Below are 21,437 nucleotides of genomic sequence, written 5' to 3'. Positions count from 1 at the left end.
GTGACCCTCAATGATAGGGAGTCACTGCCGTTTTTCATGTTCACTAAACGCCTAAAAGTCCATAACTGTCTGCAGAAGTCCATAACTTTTCCGAAAAGTCCATAACCGGCCACTTCCTCCGATTAATCCTCATCAAACACCATCTCGTCATACGCTATCTTCACTGCCTCATATAAAAACAACGCAACAAACAAATGGGGCTGAACAATTCGTTCTCCGACATCATTAGGTAAAATCCCTTTCGTGACGCCTGTCGCCATATATGTATACGCAAGTTCCGCGAGTTCATTACCGTCAGCATCTGCTTTTTCGCCTGCCATCACAGCAAACGGAATGAACTGCTCAGCTAGTTTCGCAGCCAATTCATATGCATCCTCATCCGCACTCGAACGGGCAAACAGCCACACACGATCTGCGGAATGAATAACCATCCCTTCTTCATACTGCACCGCTCCCTTAAACGGTTCAGCAGCACTTAATGCATTGACGACGACTGCCTTCATTTCGCCAAAACCTGCAAAAATGACGCGTCCTTCACCGATAGTCGCTTGCGCAAGCAGTCGTGCAGTCTCTTCCACCGCTTCTTCATTATTCGAACCTGCACGTTGCACAAGCCCGCCCATTTGTGTCGTTAACATTTTCATTTTCAATACCACCTCAATGTCTATTATATTTATTCTTTTAAATAAAGCCAAATACGTCAACTTACGTTGCTAAATGCCTTAAGTAAAGACTTCAGTAAAGACTTCAGTAAAGACTTCAGTAAAGACTCTTGTCTCACAACACAAGTAATATTTGAAACAATCTTGCAATAATGTTGGGAATATAGAGGATATTTAGATGTCTGTGTCAAATATACAAGTAATATATATGTATGTAGAAAAAAGGGGCGTGTCAGCTAAGTGAAAACGTTGTTAATTGTTGATGATCAAACCGGAATCCGTCTATTGTTAAATGAAGTTTTTGCAAAAGAAGGATTTGTAACAAGGCTAGCAGCAAATGGATTGGAAGCGCTTCATTCTGTCTCAGAAAAAAAGCCCGATTGTGTCCTTCTCGACATGAGGATGCCGGGAATGTCAGGAGTCGAAGTGCTCAAACATATAAAAAAGCAGCATGCCGACGTTCCTGTCATTATGATGACCGCATACGGAGAAATTGATTTGACTGAAGAAGCATTTGCATTTGGTGCAGAAAGATACTTTACGAAACCGTTCAATATATATGAAGTGCGAGATGCGGTTTTTGAAACAGTAGGGTATAAGAAACCTTGAAATTAAACTTATACCAAGTGCCGATCTATAGCTCAGACAGTAGTAAATACTGTCTGTTTTTGTTATGATAAAAGAGGTATATAACATAATGGTTCATAAATTCATCCCAACAATTCAGAGGAGGATTATACATGGCATTAGTTTCAATGAAAGATATGATGATCAAAGGTAAAAAAGAAGGATATGCAATCGGTCAGTTCAATTTGAACAACCTTGAATACACGCAAGCTATTTTACAAGCGGCACAAGAAGAGCAATCACCCGTTATCCTTGGCGTATCTGAAGGTGCGGCACGCTATATGGGCGGCTTCACAACGGTCGTACATATGGTGAAAGGACTTATGCATGATTATAAAATCACCGTACCTGTAGCTATCCACCTGGACCACGGTTCAAGCTTTGAAAAGTGTAAAGAGGCGATTGACGCAGGCTTTACATCCGTTATGATTGATGCATCTTCAAAACCACTTGAAGAGAATATTGAAATTACGAAAAAAGTCGTTGACTATGCACACGCTAGAGACGTTTCCGTCGAAGCTGAGCTTGGAGTTGTCGGTGGACAAGAAGACGATGTCATCGCGGATGGCGTCATTTACGCAGATCCTGCAGAATGCAAACAACTCGTCGACAATACAGGCATTGATTGCCTGGCACCTGCACTTGGATCCGTTCACGGACCATACAAAGGTGAGCCGAACTTAGGCTTTAAAGAAATGGAAGAGATCTCCGGCCAATCGGATCTTCCACTCGTTCTTCATGGCGGAACAGGAATTCCAACAAAAGATATCCAACGTTCCATTTCACTAGGAACTGCAAAAATTAACGTCAACACTGAAAATCAGATTGAAGGTACGAAAGCTGTTCGCGACACGTTGAATGCAGATCAGGATGTCTACGATCCACGTAAATATCTGACACCAATGCGCGATGCTATTAAAAAGACGGTTATTGGTAAGATGCGTGAGTTTGGTAGTGCAGGAAAAGCGTAAGGCGCTCGCTCAGATGCGACAGGCATAAGACGGAGATGCGGAGTGGCGCTCTTTGCCACAAAGCAGCTTTGGCTTATGACCCTAGTATCTAGCGCCTGAAGCTGGACAAGGAAAAGCGTAAGGCGCTCGCTCAGATGCGACAGGCATAAGACGGAGATGCGGAGTGGCGCTCTTTGCCACAAAGCAGCTTTGGCTTATGACCCTAGTATCTAGCGCCTGAAGCTGGACAAGGAAAAGCCTAATACCTTTTCAACAGACTAAAATACAAGGAGAAGCATCAATTCCAGGGTGTCTTCTCCTTCTTTTCCATTCATAAAGGGGGATAATAACCAATGAAATTTTTCATCGATACAGCAAACTTTGAAGAAATTAAAGAAGCGCATAGCTGGGGAATTCTATCCGGTGTTACAACAAATCCATCACTCGTAGCAAAAGAGAATATTTCATTCCACGACAGACTCCGTGAAATTACGGCACTCGTACCTGGATCTGTCAGCGCGGAAGTTATCGCACTCGATGCGGAAGGCATGATCAAAGAAGGTCGTGAGCTTGCGAAAATCGCACCGAATATTACGGTCAAGCTTCCAATGACACCAGAAGGTCTGAAAGCGTGTTCCGTATTTGCTCAAGAAGGCATTAAAACAAATGTTACCCTCATTTTCAGTGCCAATCAAGCCTTGCTTGCTGCACGTGCAGGCGCCACATACGTATCCCCTTTCCTTGGTAGACTCGATGATATCGGCCAGGACGGCATGCAACTAATCGCAACGATCGCAGATATTTTCACGATTCACGATATGGATACGGAAATTATTGCTGCTTCAATTCGCAGCCCGCAACAAATCACGGATGTCGCACTTGCTGGTGCCCACATCGCAACAACGCCATACAAAGTGCTTACACAACTATTCAACCATCCGTTAACGGATAAAGGGATTGAGCAATTTTTGGCAGATTGGGAATCAAGAGAAACAAAGTGATCGGCACTAAAGGAGACTCAAATGGACGTTTATAAAATTAAAGGCGGTAAACCTTTACAAGGAACAATAAAAGTGAGCGGTGCTAAAAATAGTGCCGTCGCGTTGATCCCGGCATCCATCTTGGCAGACTCACCTGTAACAATTGAAGGGCTCCCTGAAATTTCGGATGTCCTCACGCTCCAAGCGCTCCTTGAAGATATTGGAGGAAAAGTGGAATTCAGTGACGGGAAGATGACGATTGACCCTTCTGAAATGATCGCGATGCCATTACCAAATGGCAATGTGAAAAAGCTGAGAGCTTCTTATTATATGATGGGCGCTATGCTCGGCCGCTTCAAACATGCGGTAATCGGTCTTCCAGGCGGTTGCCATCTCGGTCCTCGTCCGATTGACCAGCATATTAAAGGCTTTGAAGCGCTTGGCGCAAAAGTGACGAATGAACACGGTGCAATCTATTTGCGTGCGGATGAACTAAAGGGCGCTAAAGTTTACTTAGATGTCGTTAGTGTAGGCGCGACGATTAATATTATGCTTGCTGCTGTCCTAGCGACGGGCCAGACGATTATCGAAAACGCTGCTAAAGAACCTGAAATCATTGATGTGGCGACGTTGCTTACGAATATGGGTGCCAATATTAAAGGCGCTGGAACGAACGTTATTCGTATTGATGGTGTTAAAAAGCTACACGGAACGAAGCATACAATTATTCCTGACCGCATTGAAGCTGGCACATTCATGATTATGGCGGCCGCAGCTGGTAATGGCATTACGATTGATAACGTCATTCCGTTTCACGTTGAAGCATTAACAGCGAAACTGCGTGAAATGGGCGTGGAAGTGGAAGAACGGGAAGAACAGATTTTCATTCCAAAAACGAAGAATCTGATGGCAGTGGATGTGAAGACCCTCGTTTATCCGGGCTTTCCGACTGACTTGCAACAGCCATTCTCCGTACTACTCACACAGGCAACAGGTTCAGCGGTCATTTCGGATACGATCTATTCTGCGCGATTTAAGCAAATCGACGAATTGCGTAGAATGAATGCGGACGGGAAAGTGGAAGGTTCTTCTGTATTACTTTCCGGACCAACGCCGCTTGAAAGTGCTACAGTTCGTGCATCCGATTTACGTGCAGGAGCAGCACTTGTCATCGCGGGGTTAATTGCCGAAGGTGAAACGGAAATACAGGAAATTATTCATATTGAACGCGGTTATAGCAATTTAATCGAAAAGCTTAAAGGGATCGGAGCGGACATCCGCAAAGAGACGATTTCAGAAAAAGCGAGTATAAGCGAATAAATGGGAATTACATCCCACACATTGTGCTATACTGTTCAATGACAAAACATACGGCTTGAACTTTTTAGCGTATAACGGGAGGAACAATCATAATGGAACGCAGTTTATCGATGGAATTAGTACGTGTAACAGAAGCGGCGGCTGTCTCAGCTTCACGCTGGATGGGACGCGGTTTAAAAAACGAAGCGGATGACGCCGCAACGACAGCGATGCGTACTGTGTTTGACACGATTCCGATGCAAGGAATCGTCGTAATCGGCGAGGGTGAAATGGATGAAGCACCGATGCTTTATATCGGTGAAGAACTTGGAACAGGGAACGGACCTGAAGTTGACGTAGCGGTCGATCCACTTGAAGGCACGAACATCGTTGCATCAGGCGGATGGAACGCGCTTGCGGTTATTGCAATCGCAGACAAAGGTAACCTGCTCAACGCACCTGACATGTATATGGACAAAATTGCTGTTGGACCTGAAGCTGTCGGTAAAATCAGCATCGATGCAACAGTAACAGAAAACCTCCAAGCAGTCGCCAAAGCGAAAAACAAATCGATCGACGAAGTTGTGGCAACTGTCCTTAACCGTGAACGCCATGCGGCAATTATCGAAGAAATCCGTGCTGCTGGTGCGCGCATCAAACTGATCAATGACGGAGATGTAGCGGCAGCCATCAACACAGCATTCGATGACACAGGTGTCGACATTCTTTTCGGTCTCGGTGGAGCACCTGAAGGCGTCATCGCTGCAGTCGGACTGAAATGCCTCGGTGGAGAAATCCAAGGACGACTCGTTCCTTCAAACGAAGAAGAGCGTGCTCGTTGTGAAAAAATGGGCATAGACGTCAGCAAAGTCCTCTACATGGATGACCTTGTTAAAGGCGACGACGCAATCTTCGCAGCAACGGGTGTTACGGACGGTGAACTACTTCGCGGCGTCCAATTCAAAGGCGGCTACAGCGAAACACACTCACTCGTCATGCGTTCAAAATCAGGAACAATCCGCTTTGTCGAAGGCAGACACAGCATGAAGAAAAAACCGAATTTGGTTATGGAAGACTAAAAAGCGGAGGGCGCTTGCTCAGATGCGACAGGCATAAGACTGATTTACGAAACGGCGCATTTTGCCGTGCAGTAGAGCAGACTTATGACCCGAGCATCTAGCGCTCGCAGCTGGATTAAGAAAAAGCGGAGGGCGCTTGCTCAGATGCGACAGGCATAAGACTGCTCTACGAAACGGCGCTTTTTGCCGTGCAGTAGATCAGACTTATGACCCGAGCATCTAGCGCCCGCAGCTGGATTGACTAATTCTTAAATGAAATGATTGCCCCAATGCCCGGCTTGTGCCGGGCAAACTTCTATTCACAGCTTCACCTACCTTAAACTCAACACAACCTCATTAATCAAAATCATATAAAGAGTGGTGCTTATTAAAACATGTCAATATTAACAATTGCCAGTTTGGAGAATATGACTCTTAAAGAGCTATACGAGCTTGCAAAAGAATACAAAATTACGTATTACAGCAAACTGACAAAGAAGGAACTCATCTTTGCCATTTTAAAAACAAGAGCCGAACAAGAAGGATTCTTCTTCATGGAAGGTGTTCTTGAAATTATTCAATCGGAAGGATACGGATTCCTGCGTCCGATCAACTACTCACCGAGCTCAGAAGACATCTATATTTCCGCATCCCAAATTCGCCGTTTTGACTTGCGTAACGGAGATAAAGTAACAGGAAAAGTTCGTCCACCTAAAGAAAATGAACGATATTATGGATTGCTCCAAGTTGAGGCGGTCAACGGTGAAAACCCTGAAGTCGCACGAGAACGTGTCCATTTCCCAGGTCTCACGCCGCTCTATCCTGAACGTCATATCCGTCTTGAAACAGGTCCATCCCACTTATCCACACGTATCATGGATCTTGTCTCTCCAGTCGGTTTCGGCCAACGTGGATTGATTGTCGCACCCCCGAAAGCGGGTAAAACGATGCTCCTTAAGGAAATCGCAAATTCCATTACGACAAATCATCCTGAAGCGGAACTTATTGTCTTGTTAATAGATGAAAGACCGGAAGAGGTAACGGATATCGAACGTTCAGTGAAAGCCGATGTCGTCAGTTCCACGTTTGATGAAGTACCAGAAAATCACGTGAAAGTAGCTGAACTCGTACTTGAACGTGCAATGCGTCTCGTTGAGCATAAGCGGGATGTCGTCATTTTGATGGATTCAATTACTCGCCTTGCGCGCGCATACAACCTTGTCATTCCGCCAAGTGGCCGTACATTGTCAGGAGGTATCGACCCGGCCGCATTCCATAGACCGAAACGATTTTTCGGTGCTGCACGTAACCTTGAAGAAGGCGGCAGCTTGACGATTCTTGCAACAGCTTTAATTGACACAGGTTCACGTATGGACGAAGTCATTTACGAGGAATTCAAGGGAACGGGTAATATGGAACTTCATCTTGACCGCAGTCTTGCTGAACGACGTATCTTCCCAGCGCTCGATATTCGTCGCTCTGGTACGCGTAAAGAAGAGCTGTTAATTCCAAAAGATCAGCTTGAAAAACTGTGGGCAATTCGTAAAACATTCTCGGATTCGTCTGATTTTGGCGAACGCTTCTTAAAGAAATTACGTCAATCCAAGTCAAATGAAGAATTCTTTGAAAAGCTAAATGAGGAAATGAAAGCACACCGTAACGGCAAAGGTTTGCTGTAAAAAATATAAGCATGCATATTGCGTTATAGGCAATTATTTGATACACTTATCTAGTAAGGTTTCGACAATTTGCTGCATATACGGTTGACATATACGGACCGTGTAAGGCATCAGTCTTATTCAAGACCTTTAAAACATACTCTGTTCCAGATGGTTCAGGGCGAGAGGAGAGAGACCGATGAGAGCAGGAATTCATCCTAATTACAAAGTAGCTACTGTTACTTGTTCATGTGGAAACACATTTGAAACAGGTTCAGTTAAAGAGGACATTCGCGTAGAAGTATGTAATGAATGTCACCCATTCTACACTGGACGCCAAAAATTCGCTGCAGCGGACGGACGTATCGACCGCTTCAACAAGAAATATGGCTTCAAAGAAGAAGCACCAAGCGAAGAAGAAAAATAAGAAATTTCCAACCCGCCGGCATTGCGCCTGGCGGGTTTTTAATTGCTGACGTACAGCCTGCATAACATAATTTGACAAGAAATAAAAGACGTCCTTTCTATGTCGTTTTGTTGTATGATAGACATTCATGTTAAGACAGATGAAATTCTATATAAAGCAGGCGAGCGAAAGGGGTTCCAACATGTACGTATCGATGCAAGGCGGCTGGATAGAAGTGATTTGTGGAAGTATGTTTTCGGGGAAATCCGAAGAATTAATTAGAAGAGTGCGTCGTGCACAATTTGCGAAGCAGAAGATAGCGGTTTTCAAACCGGAAATCGATGATCGATATAGCGAAGAAGCGGTCGTTAGCCATAACGGCACGACGGTTATTGCAACACCTGTTGCGGAGTCTTGTCAAATTGAAAATTTCATCGCAGACGATTACGATATTATAGCAATTGATGAAGCACAATTTTTCGACGATGGAATCGTTGATGTCGTTATGGAACTCGCAGATCGCGGTTTCCGTGTCATCGTCGCGGGGCTTGACCAGGATTTCCGTGGAGAACCATTCGGACCGATGCCGCAACTGTTGGCAGTCGCTGAAAATGTAACAAAACTACAAGCCGTATGCATCGTTTGTGGATCACCGGCAAGTCGTACGCAGCGGTTAATTAACGGAAAACCGGCAGGCTCCGAAGACCCGATTATTCTTGTAGGAGCTTCCGAAGCATATGAAGCGCGTTGCCGTACCCATCATGAAGTACCCAATGGCGTTACGGCGAATGTAATTGCTGAATAATTGAGTGAAGACAATGTGGACAACCTCCATATTGTCTTTTTTGATGCATGAAGGACGTAACACATCTAGTCTTCTTCGAATACAATGAATGTCTGACAAGAACTTCATTAAGGTAGGAGATTATGATGAAAAAATGGACTTTTGCTTTAATCATACTGTGCTCAATCGGTATGCTAGGGTGTCAAAAACTATCGGAAATTGATCAGGTTGTGGAGATTGAGGAAACTGAATCGAACCTTCTAGTTGGAAAGCCAATAGAAACCGCTACAGAACTCCAAGAGGATATACCTGAAATAGCACCTGTAGTTATAGAAATTATCGATCCAAATACATTGGAAACGCTATACACTTTTTCTCCGGAGGAGCTTGGATATGAAGAAGATATCGAAACATACAAAGGGAAAATTGTACAACTGGCCAAGGATCTCGCGAGGGGAACTGATGAAAGAACAGGATACGATCAGCGGATGATATTGGATAGAATCGATGAACAAGGCGGAATTATAAAAGGGAGTCCGTTAATTCTATTGAAAGAAAGTCAATTGGTGGAGCGGATTCTAGAAGCGACAGATGTTGGCGGCACAGTGATTCTTCCTATCGAAATCTTTGAAAGTGGATATGACCCTGGTGACGTTCCTAATTTAGATGAAGTGATGGTTGCTTCGTATACTACTTATTTTAATCAAGCAGATACAGGTAGAAACAGAAATATCGAACTTTCTGCACAAGCTATTCATAATGTAATCGTCGGAAGTGGTGATTATTTTTCATTTAACACAGTTGTCGGTCCGAGAAATGAAGAGAAAGGTTACCAGCCTGCCCCTGAAATTGTGAACAAGGAACTCGTCATGGGGATCGGCGGAGGGATTTGCCAAACCTCATCCACTATGTTTAATGCGATTGACCAAATCCCGGTAAAGTACGTAGAACGACATCATCATTCATTGGACATCGGGTATGTTCCTAAAGGAAGGGACGCGACAGTATCCTACGGTGGATTGGATTTCAGATTTCAAAATACGAATGAAGTTCCGTTTATGATCAAAAGTATATATGGCTCACAATTTTTGACAATAGAGATCAGAACGGCTGCTAAGTTTAAAGACAGTCTTGTGAGATGAATAAAGAAGAGATGAAACAGAACTAGGACTGATATGTCAAAATCAATTGGCGCGGAATGATGTATTGATTGGAGTAGTGGAAGGCCGCGCTCGTAAACAGCATGCGTGCGCTCGAAAACATATGTCCTGCGCCCGTAAAAGGCATGCCCGCGCTCGTAAACAGCAAGCGCGCGCTCGTAAACAGTAAGGTCGCGCCCGTAAACAACCTACCTGCGCTCGTAAACAGCTGTCCTGCGCCCTTAAACAGCCAACCCGCGCTCGTAAAATGTCACTCTTCTACTTTAATGCCTGATAAAACTTCCACAAAAACGTTAACACCCGCCCTCCCGAAGAAATTACTGTATTTCACCGCTTCGTTACCGTACAATAAACATACTAAACAGACTGAAAAAATAAGAGGTGTACTGACTATGTTTGAGAGGCTGCAAGCCGTTGAAGACCGATATGATCGGTTGAATGAAATGTTGAGCGATCCTGAAATTGTGAGTGATATGAATAAACTGCGGACATACTCGAAAGAGCAGTCCGATCTGCAAGATACGGTCGATGCGTATCGGGAATACAAAGATGTAACGACGCAATATGACAACGCGAAAGAAATGTTGGACGAACCACTTGATGATGAAATGAAAGAACTTGTGAAAATGGAAATTGCAGAACTTGATGATCAGATTGAGGTGCTAGAAGCGAAACTTAAGCTGCTCCTTGTGCCGAAAGATCCGAATGACGACAAGAACGTTATTATGGAAATCCGCGGGGCTGCAGGTGGGGATGAGGCTGCGTTATTCGCGGGGAGTCTATACCGCATGTACAGCAGGTTCGCGGAAATGAATAACTGGCGCGTCGAAGTGATGGACAGCTCACCGACGGAACTTGGCGGCTTCAAGGAAATCATTTTCATGATTAGCGGAAAAGGTGCTTATTCCAAATTGAAATATGAAAACGGTGCGCATCGTGTGCAACGTGTTCCTGAAACTGAATCGGGTGGAAGAATCCACACATCAACCGCAACAGCTGCTGTGCTTCCGGAAGCGGAAGAGGTTGAAATAGAAATCCACGATAAAGACGTCCGGACCGATACATTCGCATCATCCGGCCCAGGTGGACAATCAGTCAACACGACAATGTCCGCGGTTCGTCTGACGCACTTACCGACAGGGATCACCGTTTCGTGTCAGGATGAAAAGTCGCAAATTAAAAACAAAGAAAAAGCGATGAAAGTATTACGTGCACGTGTTTACGATAAATTCATGCAAGAAGCGCAAGCGGAGTACGATGAAAAACGGAAATCTGCAGTCGGGACGGGGGATCGTTCTGAACGAATCCGCACATATAATTTCCCGCAAAACCGAGTGACGGATCACCGTATCGGGCTCACGATCCAGAAGCTTGACCAAATTATCGAAGGTAAGCTGGACGAAGTGATCGACGCGCTCATCCTTGAAGACCAAGCGAGACGGTTGGAAAGTTTGGATCAGAATGACTGACAAAAAAGCTGACAACATAAGAGACAAAAAGGCTGACAACATAAAAGGCAAGCAGGCTTGTGACATGAACGACGCTACGGCAGATGAAAAGTCTAACGAAAAAATCTACGAAGCACTGAACAAAGCCAAATCGCTTCTAGAGTCAAAAAACCTGGACACTAAAGCAGCGCACTTATTAATGGAACACGTCACGCAAAAGTCTGGGGCTTCTTTGCTCGCAGATTTACGTGAACCATTAACGATAGACCAACAATCCGCTTTCTGGAATAAAAACGAAGAACTCCTTACAGGAAAACCTGTTCAACATATTATCGGTACAGAAATGTTTTACGGACTGTCCTTCGAAGTGAATGAGCATGTACTCATACCGCGACCTGAAACGGAGGAGCTTGTGTATGGCGCGCTTGAACGTAAGAGCAATCTGAAAAAAGAATGCCGCGTGGCGGATATCGGTACAGGAAGCGGCGCGATCGCGATTGCCATCAAAAAAGAATGGCCTGAAGCGGTAGTTGTGGCGACGGATTTTAGTGAGATGGCGCTTGAGACTGCTAGACGGAATGCCGCCACTAATGAGGTCGACATCGATTTTAGGCAAGGTGATATGACCGCGCCGATTGCGTACGAAAAGTGGGATGTTGTGCTGTCCAATCCGCCTTACATTGCCGCCAGAGAATCTGCAGAAATGTCACGGACCGTTGTCGATTTCGAACCGCATAGCGCGTTGTTCGCTGAAGACGATGGGCTTTTCTTTTATAAACGTTTGGCGACGGAACTTCCTGCATTGATGAATAGGACTGGACTGATCGGACTCGAAATCGGCTATTTACAAGGTGTGGCTGTGGCGGATTTATTCAAAAAAGCGTTTCCCAAAGCCTCTGTTTCTATCATTCAAGATATTAATGGAAAAGATCGTATGATATTTTGCGAGATTAGTGAATAAAACTCGAAACCCCTGGCAACAATGAGGTCAGGAGGGGATCGGGATGATACAAGACTATGAAATTACTATACGTACAAAAGAAGTTAGCAAGCGGATGAAAAAGGTGATAGCGGTTGTCGAATTTTTGCTCGTCTTGTTCATCATCCAGTCTGCACTTATGTTATTTATGGATCGACCAATAGAGCAAGATGCGGAAATTAGATTTCGGATACTTGCACATTCCAATACTGCTGCTGACCAAAAGGTTAAAGAGGCGATTCAACGTGAAATCGCGCCACTTATCAACAATGCAATTAATCAAGCAGAGTCTAAAGAAGACATTGTGGACAACTTGAAAAAGGTTGAATCGACGATTTTCGGCATTGCTTCGAAAATGGCTGGGGATCAAGAAGTGCATTTCCAACGCAAGGCTGCGCTGTTTCCACCGAAACGTTCGGGCTTTGTCATTACTGCTCAAGCGCCGTATGATGCGTATATTCTTACAATTGGAAGCGGTCGTGGAGATAATTGGTGGTGTGGATTGTTTCCGAAAGTTTGTTTCCCGGACGAGGTTGTTGATAGCAAGGAAGATGTGGAAGTTAAAGATGAACAGGTCACTTTCTTCATTTGGGAGTGGATAAAATCATGGTTTTCATAAAGTTATCCACTCTTCATGTGGATAAGTGAAGAAAAATGTGTATAAATGGGGGTTTTATTCGTGGAAACTAAAATTGTTTCAGTGGATAACCATATTGATAACTTAGCAAGTTACCAACAGGCTGTGGATATTCTTGAAAAAGGCGGTGTCGTCGCTTTTCCTACAGAGACGGTTTACGGGCTTGGCGCACTTGCAACAGATGAACGAGCGGTGCAGCAGATTTTTGCGGCGAAGGGACGTCCTTCCGACAATCCGCTCATCGTACATATTGGCACGAAAGAAGAAGTGGAGAACTATGCGATTGACATTCCTGAAACGGCACAATTGCTTATGGACGAATGTTGGCCAGGGCCGTTGACGCTCGTTTTTCATAAACGTCCAGGTGTCATAGCGGAGAATGTGACACCTGGTTTCCAAACGGTTGGAATTCGGATGCCAGATCATCCAGTTGCGCTTGCATTATTAAAGCAACTTGGTGCACCTCTTGCCGCACCTAGCGCGAACCGAAGTGGTAAGCCCAGCCCGACTGAAGCGGGGCATGTGTATACGGATTTGCAAGGGCGAATTCCGATGATTGTCGACGGTGGTCGGACGGGCGTTGGTGTGGAGTCGACGGTACTCGATATGACGACGGCTCCTCCGACGATTTTACGTCCAGGTGGGTTAACACGGGAGAAAATAGAAAGCATTATCGGGCCTGTGAACGCTGAAAGCAATACGCCTGGAGGAGAAGCACCTCGCGCGCCAGGGATGAAATATGCGCATTACGCGCCTGAATCGCCACTTTTCGTTATTGAATTAAATAAAGAACTTATTCGGAATGCGGTAGCTTCATTGCATACAGAAGGAAAAAAAGTCGCTGTCATCTGCCCGGATGAATTCGCGCACGGTGAGGCGGATTGGTACTTTTCGTTTGGTACGCTTCATGACAAGGATGCCATGGCAGCAAATTTGTATCACGCTATTCGGAAGTGCGACGAAACCGATGCCGATGTTATTCTTGCAACTGAAACGGATGTGCATGGTGTAGGAGCGGCGGTTATGAACCGGTTGAACAAAGCAGCTGATGGTAAACGGTTTAAGTAGTTGTGCATGGTAAGTTCATAGATTTACGAATGAATGACCTCTCAAACTGCTGCATAAGATGGACAGATGCAGTAGTAGGGAGGTCGATTTTATTGGTGGAAATAATTGCAGCGTGTATTACGACGATTGATGTAGTCATCGTTTATTCTTTATTGCGCATGCGCAAAGGTCGATTAGTGCTAGCGTTATGGACGATGGTGCTCAATATGGCATTCCCTTTACTCGGATTCATTATGGGGGACTGGACGGTCGGAGTTTTTTCAGCGTGGAGTCATCTGCTGTCGGGCGCGCTTCTCGCGTTGATCGGTTTGCATATGTTGCTGCAAGATGATAGCAGTAACTCTGAGCTAACAAGGCAACTTCATCCCGTCCTTATTGCGCTTGCGGTAAGCCTGGACACATTTTCAGTCAGTGTGTCCTTTGGAATGCTTCAGTTGAATAAGTTATTGTTCATCTTTGCATCTGGTTCATTGGCTTTCATATTTTCGTGCATCGCTCTCTACTATGGCAGGCAAATTAGCGTGCGGAATGGCAAGATTTTGCGTAGGTTTTGTGGATTGGCATTATTGACGATGGGAATAATGTCATGGTTTCGTTGAAAATATCTATTTCTTTATTCATGGTTATGGAGTATCCTATAGGTAGGTGATATAGTATGAACATTTATTTTATTTGTACAGGAAATACGTGTAGAAGCCCAATGGCAGAGGCGATTCTCCGTTCTAAACAGATTGAAGGGGTAGACGTGAGATCAGCGGGTGTGCATGCAGTCGATGGATTGCCGATTTCCGCGAATGCCTTGACGCTTATCGAACAGTCGGACATGCCGTATACGCCTGTTTCTACTGCGGTTACAGCGGAAAGACTAGCGTGGGCGGATCTTATTTTGACGATGACTTCGTCACATAAGAGGTTGCTTTTGCATTCATTCCCGTCTGTCGCAGAAAAAACGTTTACGTTGAAGGAATATACATTGCCGGCTGTTGGCGGAGATGTGCATGATCCGTATGGTGGCAATTTGGAGACGTATCGGAAAACTTTTGGTGAATTGGAAAGTTTGATTGAAAAGTTGAAGCAGAAATTACTGGGGGAAGAAGCATGAAATCTAAAAAGTTCGGATTACGCAAGAAACTCGTTTTGTTCGTCACGATACTAGCAGTTGTGACATATTCAACGAGTGCATTTTTCATTAATTACATAGGTCCGGAATTTTTTCCGAATATAAAACCACTCATTTTTGAAATCCTTACATATGGAATGGGCATTATGTGGTCAGCCATACTCGCCGCCATGTTCAGTACAATCTTGACAAAACCTCTTCAAAACTTGGAGTTGGCAGCAATCGAAGTGGCAGATGGCAAAATCGGAACAGAAATTGTTTTGCCGAAGTCTTCGGATGAAATACGGTCCGTTGCAGAAGCGTTCCAGAAACTCGTTCTCAATTTGCGTACAATCGTTCAGGAAATCGAGACGAATTTCGAAAAGACGGCTGTCACAGTCGATCAGTTGTCCATCGAAACGAGCACTGCCGCGACACAAGCGGATGCAGTTGCGACGACGATTGCGGAAATTTCTTCAGGCGCCGAAGCTTCTGCAATGGCAATTCAGGAAACGGCTGAAGCAATTGAAGACGTTAGGTTATTAGCTGCGGAAGTGAGCAATCATGCCGAAGATTCATCAGTCAAATCAAAAGAAATGCTGGAAGAACTTGCGCGGACGACAGACGTTTTCCGTTCGCTTGTTGAAGGTATTCGCGATATGTCGAACCAAAGTGAGCAGTCACTTGGGACCATTCGTACGCTTGACCAAAATGCGCAAAAGATCGGCAACATCGTGCAACTTGTCGGCAATATTGCTGGGCAGACGAACTTACTCGCATTGAACGCTTCAATTGAAGCAGCTCGTGCAGGTGAGCACGGTAAAGGTTTCGCGGTTGTGGCGGAAGAAGTGCGTGTGCTTGCGGATGAAAGTGCGAAAGCCGTTCATAGCATTGATGAGCTCGTGAAAATGATCCAGTCGGACGTTTCGAAAGTGGTAGTCGAAATTGAAGAACAAGTGTCGACAGCGTCTATTGAAGCGGACCGTGCTGATGCGACGAGCACAAGCGTCAAATCGATGTCTGAAAAAGTGAATGGCATGGCGGATTCCGTCGTGAAAATTTCACAACTTGTTGAAAACCAACTGACAAATATTGAAACGACAGCGCGCCAGTCCCAGGAAGTGGCTGCAATCGCGGAACAGACATCTGCTGGAGCGGAAGAAGTGAGCGCTGCTACAGAAGAACAAGTACGCTCCATTGAACAGACGGACGAAATGGCGAACCGGTTGAAGCAACAATCAGAAGACTTATATAAAGTCATTAGCCAGTTTGATCGTTCGTAATAAACGCTATTTAATGAGAATAAAATAGTCAGGCGCCTTGTTCATACAAGGCGTCTTTGCATATGTATAGGTTTCATTTCACAGTACGAAATAGTAATCGAAGGACTGTGTTTTTTTGTCGAACAATGATAGAATTAGTTGTGAGTATATTAAGAAAAGAGGTGCCGCAATGAAAATCGCAATCTCTTCAGATCATGGCGGAAATAATTTGCGCCATGAAATCATGAATCTATTGGCAGAATTAGGGTTGGACTATACAGATTTTGGTCCCGACTCCAATGAATCGGTCGATTATCCAGACTTCGCGAAGCCTGTTTCGACAGGCGTTGCAAGTGGTGAATTCGATAAAGGAATCCTCATTTGCGGGACGGGCATCGGCATGTCCATTGCAGCAAACAAAGTGGATGGAATTCGCTGTGCACTCGTCCATGACGTCTTCAGCGCGAAAGCGACAAGAGGGCATAACGACTCGAACATTATCGCGATGGGAGAACGTGTCATCGGACCGGGTCTTGCACGAGAAGTAGTAACAGCATGGCTGGACACACCCTTTGAAGGTGGCCGCCACGAGCGCCGCATCGCTAAATTGACGGAGCTCGAAAACGGAGCGAGGTGAGCTTGGCAATGGATGTAGTAAATCTTTGGAAGTTGGAAGTCGAACAGTTGCTGTCCGAAATGGAGGAGCAAACGACATTTGCGCGCGGAAGTTTCTTCGTTGTCGGTTGTTCAACATCTGAAATCGCAGGCAAACGGATCGGTACAGGGGGCGCGCTTGAAGTCGCGGACGCGTTGTTCGCACCTTTGCAGGCATTTGCAAAACGGCACGGCATATTTTTGGCATTTCAAGGATGCGAGCATATTAACCGCGCATTGACGGTTGAGCGCATTGCCGCTGAGAAATACGGACTTGAACCGGTTTCCGTCATTCCCGTCGTACGTGCTGGAGGATCGATGTCCGCTTATGCATTCGAACACCTCGATGACGCAGTCGTTGTCGAATCAATTCGCGCAACTGCAGGCATCGATATCGGTCAGACGTTAATTGGCATGCATTTGAAATCGGTAGCCGTACCACTTCGGACGTCCATTAAACAAATTGGGGACGCCATCGTGACGGTCGCAACAACGAGGCCGAAATTGATTGGCGGAGAACGGGCTGTTTATGTGCGGCCGGTAGAAGATTGAGATTCTTGTGAGACTGGATGGTTTTACCGTCCATTAACGATAAAAAAAACAGTAAAAAGGGGAAATGAGAACATGGATTTGAGCAATGTGAAACGTGAAGATTCAGCAGTATACGAAGCGATTATGGCAGAGAAAAACCGCCAAAACGCCAACATCGAATTGATTGCATCTGAAAACTTTGTAACAGAAGCAGTCATGGAAGCACAAGGTTCATACTTGACGAATAAATATGCTGAAGGCTATCCAGGCAAGCGCTATTACGGCGGGTGCGAACACGTTGATGTCGTTGAAAATATTGCACGCGACCGCGTCAAAGAAATTTTCGGTGCAGCGTACGCTAACGTTCAAGCGCACTCCGGTGCACAAGCGAACATGGCTGTTTATTTCACAATTCTTGAGCCGGGTGACACTGTTCTCGGCATGAACCTTTCCCACGGCGGACACTTGACACACGGCAGCCCGGTGAACTTCTCCGGAATTCTCTATAACTTTGTCGAGTACGGCGTAAGTGAAGAAGACGAGCGCATCGATTACGAAGACGTTCGTCAAAAAGCGCTTGAACATAAGCCGAAGTTAATCGTTGCTGGAGCTAGTGCGTATCCACGTGAAATCGACTTCGCGAAATTCCGCGAAATCGCTGATGAAGTTGGCGCATACTTGATGGTCGATATGGCGCATATTGCTGGTCTTGTCGCAGTCGGCGAGCACCCGAATCCTGTTCCACACGCACATTTCGTCACGTCCACAACGCATAAGACATTGCGCGGTCCTCGTGGCGGCGTCATCCTTGTGAACGAAGAATTCGCTGCTGAATTCGGACGCAAAATCGACAAGACCATTTTCCCTGGCATCCAAGGCGGCCCGTTGATGCACGTCATCGCTGCAAAAGCGGTTGCGTTCGGTGAGGCGTTAAAGCCTGAGTTTAAATCGCATATTCAGCAAGTGAAGAAAAATGCAGTCGCCCTTGCGGAAAGCTTGATGGCAGAAGGTGTCGACATCGTATCCGGCGGAACGGACAATCACTTGTTGTTAATTAACCTGAAATCACTCGGCCTCACAGGCAAGATTGCTGAACACGTCCTTGACGAAGTCGGCATCACAGTGAACAAAAACACAATTCCATTCGACACGGAAAGCCCATTCGTCACTTCAGGCGTCCGTATCGGAACACCAGCCGTCACAACACGCGGCTTCAAAGAAGAAGAGATGAAGGAAATCGGTTCCATCATCGCTGATTTGCTGAAAAACCACGAAGACGAAGCTGCCAAAACTGAAGCAGCTGCGCGCGTGAAGGCGTTGACAGATAAATTTCCTTTGTATGCTTGATTAATTAGGATGGACCCCACACTCTTGGTGAGTGTGGGGTTTTTGGTTTTTATGGGGTGGCGTTTGACGCGCCCGTAACCGTCGACCGCGCGCTCGTAAAAGTCGGAGTCGTGCCCATAACCATCATCCGCGCGCTCGTAAAAGTCGGAGTCGCGCCCGTAACCATTGACCGCGCGCTCGTAAAAGCCGTAGTCGCGCCCGTAACCATTGACCGCGCGCTCGTAAAAGCCGTAGCTGCGCTCGTAAACATCATCCGCGCGCTCGTAAAAGCCGTAGTCGCGCCCGTAACCGTCGACCGCGCGCTCGTAAAAGCCGTAGTCGCGCCCGTAACCGTCGACCGCGCGCTCGTAAAAGTCGGAGTCGTGCCCATAACCATCATCCGCGCGCTCGTAAAACCAAGATTAATTTGTCAAAAGCACTAGGCGCGTCTGTTTGAAGGCTGGGGAACAGGAGACTTCCGCGAAATAAGATTAAAAGGTAAGCAAATGTCACATCGGTTATGAAGCCGATTTAGCTCAGATAAGCAAAATAATGCTGGCGTCATGCAAAATAGTGAAACTGCCAAAGTAACAAAATGAGTACATTCACACTACAAAATTCGGATTTTGAAAGTCGGATTTATTGATTTCATTGGCTTGAGCGCATGTCAAAAATGATATTTGCCGGTTCGTCAAACATGCAGCTTACTGGTACAATGCGCATGAGGTGATAAAATGATCTATAAAAAACGGAACAAACCATTGATGTTGATTGGTTTAGAATCATTAATTGCTAGACTGCCGAATGACCACTACCAGTACTCAAGAATTGAAGAAGATTTAAGAAAGAGGCGTGCGGGCTTTGCGGGTGAGTTGAATTTTGATAAGTATATAAACGAATTCCGACCGACTTATCCTATGGCATTAATGCATGATGTGTGCCTGCTACAAAACGGGGTTTATTTTCAGATGGATTCCGTTATGATTTTGCCAGACCGTATTCTATTATTTGAAGTTAAGAATTTAGCCGGGACATTACGGGTCAAGACAGATCCAATACAATTCATCCAGGAACAAAATGATGAGAGGAGAATTATTAGTAGTCCTCTTACTGAGTTAGATCGGAAGAAGATTTTCATGGATCTATGGCTCAAAGAGAGAGGGATTAATCTTCCGATAGAGGGAGTTATCGGATTAGCTTTTACGAATGAGCTATACAATGAGAATCAGATGGACATCGTTCTTGCATTCACTCAAGAGATTCCAATTATTTTATACAATATGACGATTGGCGTTGAAAGAATTTCACGTAATGAAATGAAGAAGATTTCTTTTGAAATGATTAATGCACACCAAGAATATAATCCATTCCCTTTGATAAAAACAATGAAAATGTCAAGAGGAGAAATTAAAGCAGGTGTGATATGCCAAAGTTGCAGGACTGGTAAAATGCAATGGATAGAGAAAAGGTGGATTTGTATTACTTGCCATAGTGTTTCTGCTGATGGGCATCAGCAATTATTGTCTGATTGGTTTTATCTGATCGATACGAAAATCACCAATCGTGAATTCCGATCGTTTTCCATGATTGCTGACCGATCCGTCGCAAAACGAATGTTGAAGAAATCCGGTCTTCTGATGAATGGGAAAGCTAAGAATACTTTTTATAGCAAAGAATAGTAAAAGGGGAGTTTGCTAACGCTAGTTAAGTTCCACTTTATTTAAGACAAGGATTAATTTGTCAAAGGCATTCTGCGCGTACGAGTATTTTTCAATTCATGAGTTTTCCCCGCGCTCGTAAATCTGTCGTCTGCGCTCGTATAAGTTGGTGTCGCGCTCGTAAACAGTACAGCTGCGCCCGTAAATACGTTTTCGCGCTCGAATACACGCTTGGTGCGCCCGCAAACCCGTCTTGCTCGCTCGTAAAGTTGATTCCGCGCCCGTAAATCCGGTCTGCGCGCCCGTATTCCAACTCCCGCACTCGTCATCATCGATTCTATTGCCTAAACACGTTTCCCTACGCCAAAAACCGCTCAACATCCAAGAACACAACCACCCCACCAACCACAACAAATCCTCAAACAATTCATCATTCAACAACATCTGTCACTTTCCGCGCTTGATGGTGCGTGATTGGGTTGGCATCTGGTATAATGGTCAAGACATTTTGAAAAGGAGCGATTAGCAATGGCAAAAGTACATGTATTTGATCATCCGCTCATCCAGCATAAATTAACGTATATCCGTGACGTGAATACGGGGACGAAGGAATTCCGTGAGCTTGTCGATGAAGTGGCGACACTTATGGCGTATGAAATTACGCGCGATCTTCCATTACAGGAAGTAGATGTGGAGACACCTGTTTGCATGTCGAAATCGCAAGTGTTAGCAGGGAAGAAACTAGGGATTGTTCCGATTTTGAGAGCAGGAATCGGCATGGTCGATGGGATTTTGAAATTGATTCCGGCGGCGAAAGTTGGACATATCGGTTTGTTCCGTGATCCGGAAACATTGCAGCCGCATGAGTATTTCGTGAAGTTGCCATCTGACGTAGCTGAACGTGAATTCATCCTAGTCGATCCGATGCTTGCAACAGGTGGGACGGCAGTTGAGGCAGTGAATTCACTGAAGAAACGTGGAGCGAAAAACATTCGTTTCATGTGCCTGATCGCAGCACCTGAAGGCGTGAAAGTATTTACAGAAGCGCATCCGGAAATCGACGTCTATATCGCGGCGTTGGACGAGCGTTTAAACGAAAAAGGCTATATCGTACCTGGTCTAGGTGACGCAGGCGACCGTCTTTTCGGAACGAAATAAAAAAAGTACCAACACAATGGGGAAGGCGTGAAT

General features: G+C 45.3%; 23 protein-coding genes. 22 read left to right on the top strand and 1 reads right to left on the bottom strand.

Annotation, left to right across the window (positions count from 1 at the left end; all coding sequences use genetic code 11):
• Positions 1-122: 122 nt before the first annotated feature.
• Complete coding sequence (locus H9649_RS08725) at positions 123-644, bottom strand: DUF2529 family protein (protein WP_191694349.1); 522 nt, start codon at positions 642-644, stop codon at positions 123-125.
• A 258-nt stretch (positions 645-902) separates the two neighbouring features.
• On the opposite strand from H9649_RS08725, the gene H9649_RS08720 reads away from it, so the two are divergent.
• The 22 genes from H9649_RS08720 to upp all read left to right on the top strand — a co-directional run bounded on the left by H9649_RS08720 (position 903) and on the right by upp (position 21,404).
• Positions 903-1,271 (top strand): response regulator, encoded by a 369-nt coding sequence (locus H9649_RS08720; protein WP_191694348.1) that lies wholly within the window; start codon positions 903-905, stop codon positions 1,269-1,271.
• A 131-nt stretch (positions 1,272-1,402) separates the two neighbouring features.
• The gene (locus tag H9649_RS08715; RefSeq protein WP_191694347.1) at positions 1,403-2,260 is read left to right on the top strand and encodes a class II fructose-bisphosphate aldolase; all 858 of its coding nucleotides are present in this window, start codon (positions 1,403-1,405) and stop codon (positions 2,258-2,260) included.
• Positions 2,261-2,592: 332 nt separating this feature from the next.
• Complete coding sequence (gene fsa / locus H9649_RS08710; RefSeq protein ID WP_191694346.1) at positions 2,593-3,240, top strand: fructose-6-phosphate aldolase; 648 nt, start codon at positions 2,593-2,595, stop codon at positions 3,238-3,240.
• Positions 3,241-3,261: 21 nt separating this feature from the next.
• Complete coding sequence (locus H9649_RS08705; protein ID WP_191694345.1) at positions 3,262-4,539, top strand: UDP-N-acetylglucosamine 1-carboxyvinyltransferase; 1,278 nt, start codon at positions 3,262-3,264, stop codon at positions 4,537-4,539.
• Between the two features lie 92 nt (positions 4,540-4,631).
• The gene (glpX, locus tag H9649_RS08700) at positions 4,632-5,597 is read left to right on the top strand and encodes a class II fructose-bisphosphatase (RefSeq protein ID WP_191694344.1); all 966 of its coding nucleotides are present in this window, start codon (positions 4,632-4,634) and stop codon (positions 5,595-5,597) included.
• Positions 5,598-5,971: 374 nt separating this feature from the next.
• A complete protein-coding gene (rho, locus tag H9649_RS08695; protein ID WP_191694343.1) occupies positions 5,972-7,255 on the top strand; it encodes a transcription termination factor Rho in 1,284 nt (427 codons plus the stop codon).
• Between the two features lie 178 nt (positions 7,256-7,433).
• Positions 7,434-7,661 (top strand): 50S ribosomal protein L31, encoded by a 228-nt coding sequence (rpmE, locus tag H9649_RS08690; protein ID WP_191694342.1) that lies wholly within the window; start codon positions 7,434-7,436, stop codon positions 7,659-7,661.
• A gap of 181 nt (positions 7,662-7,842) precedes the next feature.
• Entirely contained in the window at positions 7,843-8,445 is a 603-nt protein-coding gene (locus tag H9649_RS08685; protein WP_191694341.1) for a thymidine kinase, read from the top strand.
• Positions 8,446-8,570: 125 nt separating this feature from the next.
• Positions 8,571-9,566, top strand: a complete 996-nt coding sequence (locus tag H9649_RS08680; RefSeq protein ID WP_404828720.1) for a VanW family protein — start codon at positions 8,571-8,573, stop codon at positions 9,564-9,566.
• A gap of 410 nt (positions 9,567-9,976) precedes the next feature.
• Complete coding sequence (gene prfA, locus H9649_RS08675) at positions 9,977-11,053, top strand: peptide chain release factor 1 (RefSeq protein ID WP_191694339.1); 1,077 nt, start codon at positions 9,977-9,979, stop codon at positions 11,051-11,053.
• Positions 11,054-11,117: 64 nt separating this feature from the next.
• Positions 11,118-11,993 (top strand): peptide chain release factor N(5)-glutamine methyltransferase, encoded by an 876-nt coding sequence (prmC, locus tag H9649_RS08670; protein ID WP_191694338.1) that lies wholly within the window; start codon positions 11,118-11,120, stop codon positions 11,991-11,993.
• A 43-nt stretch (positions 11,994-12,036) separates the two neighbouring features.
• Positions 12,037-12,630 (top strand): stage II sporulation protein R, encoded by a 594-nt coding sequence (locus H9649_RS08665; RefSeq protein ID WP_191694337.1) that lies wholly within the window; start codon positions 12,037-12,039, stop codon positions 12,628-12,630.
• A gap of 60 nt (positions 12,631-12,690) precedes the next feature.
• A complete protein-coding gene (locus H9649_RS08660) occupies positions 12,691-13,716 on the top strand; it encodes an L-threonylcarbamoyladenylate synthase (RefSeq protein ID WP_318241667.1) in 1,026 nt (341 codons plus the stop codon).
• A gap of 95 nt (positions 13,717-13,811) precedes the next feature.
• Entirely contained in the window at positions 13,812-14,315 is a 504-nt protein-coding gene (locus H9649_RS08655) for a manganese efflux pump MntP (protein ID WP_318241671.1), read from the top strand.
• A gap of 56 nt (positions 14,316-14,371) precedes the next feature.
• Positions 14,372-14,818, top strand: coding sequence for a low molecular weight protein arginine phosphatase (locus tag H9649_RS08650; RefSeq protein WP_191694334.1), 447 nt, complete (start codon positions 14,372-14,374; stop codon positions 14,816-14,818).
• Positions 14,815-16,098 (top strand): methyl-accepting chemotaxis protein, encoded by a 1,284-nt coding sequence (locus H9649_RS08645; protein WP_191694333.1) that lies wholly within the window; start codon positions 14,815-14,817, stop codon positions 16,096-16,098. The genes H9649_RS08650 and H9649_RS08645 overlap by 4 nt, the downstream gene beginning before the upstream one ends.
• A gap of 169 nt (positions 16,099-16,267) precedes the next feature.
• Positions 16,268-16,714 (top strand): ribose 5-phosphate isomerase B, encoded by a 447-nt coding sequence (rpiB, locus tag H9649_RS08640; protein ID WP_191694332.1) that lies wholly within the window; start codon positions 16,268-16,270, stop codon positions 16,712-16,714.
• An 8-nt stretch (positions 16,715-16,722) separates the two neighbouring features.
• Positions 16,723-17,283 carry a TIGR01440 family protein gene (locus H9649_RS08635; protein ID WP_191694331.1) on the top strand — a complete coding sequence of 187 codons (561 nt, stop codon included), beginning with the start codon at positions 16,723-16,725 and terminating at the stop codon, positions 17,281-17,283.
• 72 nt (positions 17,284-17,355) lie between these two features.
• Positions 17,356-18,609: a serine hydroxymethyltransferase gene (gene glyA / locus H9649_RS08630; protein ID WP_318241666.1), complete on the top strand. Its 1,254-nt coding sequence runs from the start codon at positions 17,356-17,358 to the stop codon at positions 18,607-18,609.
• Positions 18,610-18,665: 56 nt separating this feature from the next.
• Positions 18,666-19,031: a hypothetical protein gene (locus H9649_RS08625; RefSeq protein ID WP_191694330.1), complete on the top strand. Its 366-nt coding sequence runs from the start codon at positions 18,666-18,668 to the stop codon at positions 19,029-19,031.
• A gap of 291 nt (positions 19,032-19,322) precedes the next feature.
• Positions 19,323-20,267: a nuclease-related domain-containing protein gene (locus H9649_RS08620; RefSeq protein WP_191694329.1), complete on the top strand. Its 945-nt coding sequence runs from the start codon at positions 19,323-19,325 to the stop codon at positions 20,265-20,267.
• A gap of 507 nt (positions 20,268-20,774) precedes the next feature.
• Positions 20,775-21,404 carry a uracil phosphoribosyltransferase gene (upp, locus tag H9649_RS08615; protein ID WP_191694328.1) on the top strand — a complete coding sequence of 210 codons (630 nt, stop codon included), beginning with the start codon at positions 20,775-20,777 and terminating at the stop codon, positions 21,402-21,404.
• Positions 21,405-21,437: the final 33 nt, after the last annotated feature.

The organism is Sporosarcina quadrami (assembly GCF_014836615.1).
Classification (GTDB): Bacteria; Bacillota; Bacilli; order Bacillales_A; family Planococcaceae; genus Sporosarcina; species Sporosarcina quadrami.
This window is presented reverse-complemented; position numbering and strand designations above follow the sequence as displayed.